Annotated in this window: 1 protein-coding gene; it reads right to left on the reverse strand. The window is 71.3% G+C overall.

Annotation, left to right across the window (positions count from 1 at the left end; all coding sequences use genetic code 11):
- Positions 1 to 79 precede the first annotated feature (79 nt).
- Positions 80 to 2,647: a penicillin acylase family protein gene (locus tag ABT247_RS32915; protein WP_350750185.1), complete on the reverse strand. Its 2,568-nt coding sequence runs from the start codon at positions 2,645 to 2,647 to the stop codon at positions 80 to 82.
- Positions 2,648 to 2,836: the final 189 nt, after the last annotated feature.

Genomic DNA, 2,836 nt, shown 5'->3' on the forward strand with positions numbered 1-2,836 from the left:
GGCGGTGGGGCGCCGCTCCGGGGGGTGTGGGGCGGTCAGGTGCCGGTCGTCGGAACTCCGGCGCGCCCGGACGGCGCTGTCAGCCCAGGACCTTGACCTCGAGTGCCGGCGAGGCCGCGATCTGGTCGTCGGTGAACCGTTCGGTCACCCACCGGCCGGCCGCGAACAGCTCGGTCTGGTCCGCGTAGTGCGGCGAGGTCGGATCGGCCGACTGGGAGTAGGCCAGGATCGAGGAGGCCTGCGGCGGACCGGCGGCGGTGAAGCTGGTCTGCTGGATGAAGCTGGAGCCGAAGACGATGTCCAGCTTGCCGTCGACCGTGCCGGGGGTCACCACGTTCAGCACGCCCAGCTCGTGGATCGCGCCGTGGATCGGGATCCGTTCACCGTTGCGGGTGATCTTCTGGACGTCCGACAGGGGCGCGTCCAGCGCGATGCCCGCCTTGCCCAGCGCGAGGACGGCCCGGGCCAGTGCGTCGCGGACGGCGGAGTTCCCCGGGTCCAGCGAGTTGGGCGTGTGCACCGGATCCTTGGGATCGAAGGGCACCCGCCACGGCAGCTTCTCGATCGGCTGACCGTTGGTCAGGTAGTACCAGTAGTTCTCGAAGAGCCACGAACCCCGGCTGTCGGCGGTGTACTTGTGGTCCTTCCAGCCGGCCAGGACGGGACACGCCCCGCTCACGTTGACCAGGTTGCCGTCCACCAGGACGAGCCCGAAGGGGACGCTCTGGCACGCGCTCACCGTGGCGTTGAGGGCCAGGTCGGCCGCCCTGCTGTTGTCGGCGAACAGCAGTTGCCGCATGGTCTCCGGGGTGAAGCCCCGGCCCGGCAGTCCGTCGGTGCCGTCGATCCGGTGCTGCGCGGTCAGGAGCAGCTCCTGGGTGCGCAGCGACCGGGGCGCCGCCGTGTCGCCCATCACCCGGGGGAACGACAGCGGCTGCTCGGGGTTGGCCAGCCAGGCGCTGTCGTTGGCGTTGCCGACGAAGTCGGACCGGATCAGGCGGGGCTGCTGGTGCGGGTCCAGCAGGCCCGGCGCGACGGCGTTGGGGTCGTCGGGCCAGTCGCAGGCGCTGCGTTTGCCGTCGAAGATGGAGATCGGCGGCACGTTGGGCAGCCGCAGCGCCTGGTTGAACAGCAGTTGGCCGGTCATGGTGAGGCACGAGCGGGCGTGCTCGTCGGTGATGTTCGGGGTGGCCTGGATGTCCGCGTACAGGGCGTTGCCCTTGCGGTCGGAGGCGACGGTGTTGAAGAAGGGCACGCCCTCCGTGGTCTCCAGGGTCTTCACCACGTCGTTGACGTCCTTGGCCTGGTCGAGGTGGAACCAGGTGTTCAGGGCCCGCAGGTTGTCCATGTTGGCGTCGCGCACGGCGTGGGCGCTCACCACCCAGGGCAGCTGGACGCCCTGCATCGACGTGGTGATCGGGCCGTACCGGGTGGACCACAGCGTCCTGGTGACCCTGCCGACGGAGCCGTCCGGGTTCAGCACGTCGACGCCGACCTGCTGCGAGGTCATCGGCTGCCAGGTGCCGTCCACCAGGTAGTTGGTCGGGTGCAGCGGGTCCACCTGCACGTCGAAGAGACCGAACGGGGCCACCGTGGCGACCGTGTGGCTCCAGGCGACGTCCTCGGTGTGCCCGATGTTCACCGCCGGGAGGCCGAGCAGGCTGGCCCCGGAGACGTTGATCTTCCCCGGGATCGTCAACTGGCTCTGCCACATCCGGTTCTTGCCCTGCCACGGGAAGTGCGGGTTGGCCAGCAGCATGCCGGTGCCCCCGGACACGCCCTGCGAGCCGACCGCCAGGGCGTTGCTGCCCATGCTGCCCTGCTGCCGGGCGGCGGCCATCGCGTCGCGGATCTTCGCCGCGGTCTCCTCGGGCGAGAGCGTCGGCGGCGAGTCGGCGGACGGCGCGGCGGCGGACGGCGCGGCACCGGACGGCGAGCCGGCGGACGGCGCGGCGGTCGACGGGGGCGCGGCTGACGCCCCCGGGGGTGCGGCGTTCACCTCGCCGTCCAGCAGCGGGTCGGCGGACCCCATGATGATCTCGGCGTGCGCGTGCCGGTAGACGTCCAGTTCGGTGATCGGCCGCACCCAGGCCGCGCCGCGGCAGGCCGGGTCGGAGATGTTGTTCACGCCGGTCTCGGCCAGGTACCGGTTGTAGCCCTTCACGTAGCCGCGGATGGCCTCCTTGACCTCGGGCTCCGGCCCGTTGGGGGCGGGCTGGCCGATCAGCCGCTCCACCACCCGGTTGTCGTTGATCCGCTGGAAGTACAGGTCGCTGTTGAGGTTGGTGGTGGTGTTCTGGTGCTCACCGGGGCTGGTCCGGCCGTCGGGCCCGAGGTAGCGGGACCGCTGGGCGTTGACCATCAGATAGGTGTCGGCCAGGGTGCAGATGTTGTCCTTGGCCGCGGCGTAACCGTACCCCGTGCCCAGCCCCTCCCAGTCGGAGGCGATGATGTGCGGGATCCCGTACTCCGTGTAGCGGATCGTCGGCTTGTCCGGCGCCTGTCCGACGGCCCGCGCCCCCGCCGCCCGTGAGTCGCCGGACTGCGGGCCCGCGGCGGGTGAGCCGACGGCCGCCGTCGTGCTGATCAACGCCACCACGGCGAGGACCGCCATCGGCAGCCTCGCTGTGGACTTCCTCCGTGGCATCGAGCCGTCCTTCCCCCTGTGGTCGGGTATTTGTCTGTACGCGGCCACGCTAGGGAGGGGCGATGACAGCCCGATGAAGGGTCCGCGCCCGGGGTGCCGGAACGACCCGAGAGGCCGGAGCACCTCGGGGACAGGAGCACCCGGGGCCCGAAGGGTCACGACCCGCCGGCGACCGGAGCGGCCGGTCGC

Source organism: Kitasatospora sp. NPDC001539 (assembly GCF_040298565.1).
Lineage (GTDB): Bacteria > Actinomycetota > Actinomycetes > Streptomycetales > Streptomycetaceae > Kitasatospora.